The 355-nt window shown below is 68.2% G+C and carries 1 protein-coding gene; it reads left to right on the top strand.

Annotated elements, in window-relative coordinates; translation table 11 throughout:
- Positions 1-355, top strand: a 355-nt coding sequence (locus tag EN804_RS35305) for a PAS domain-containing protein (protein WP_148671863.1), incomplete at both ends; no start/stop codon positions are given.

Below are 355 nucleotides of genomic sequence, written 5' to 3'. Positions count from 1 at the left end.
CCAGCATGGGCAGCTGGTCGTTTGATCCCAACAGCGGGCATTTCTGGTGGTCGCCGGAACTGCGTTCACTGCTGGCCCTGGAGCAGGGCGCCGTTCCGGGCCAGCGGCGCTGGCTGAAGCAGCTGCATCCACGCTCCCGCGGCGCGCTGCGCGCGGCATGGCGGCGGTTGTGGCGCGATGGCCGGGCTGCCAACCTCGAGCTGGAGCTGACCCGCGGCCATGAGCCTTCGCAGCACCTGCGGCTCTGGATGCAGCCGCTGCTGGACATGGAAGGGCAACCCAAGCGCCTGCTCGGCCAGGTACAGAACATCACCGAACAGCACCAGACCGATGCGTTGATCCGTTGGCGCACCGA

It is taken from the genome of Mesorhizobium sp. M8A.F.Ca.ET.161.01.1.1 (assembly GCF_004792105.1).
In the GTDB taxonomy this organism is placed as follows: domain Bacteria; phylum Pseudomonadota; class Alphaproteobacteria; order Rhizobiales; family Rhizobiaceae; genus Mesorhizobium.
The sequence above is the reverse complement of the archived record's forward strand: the minus strand, read 5'-3'. Positions and strand labels throughout refer to the sequence as shown.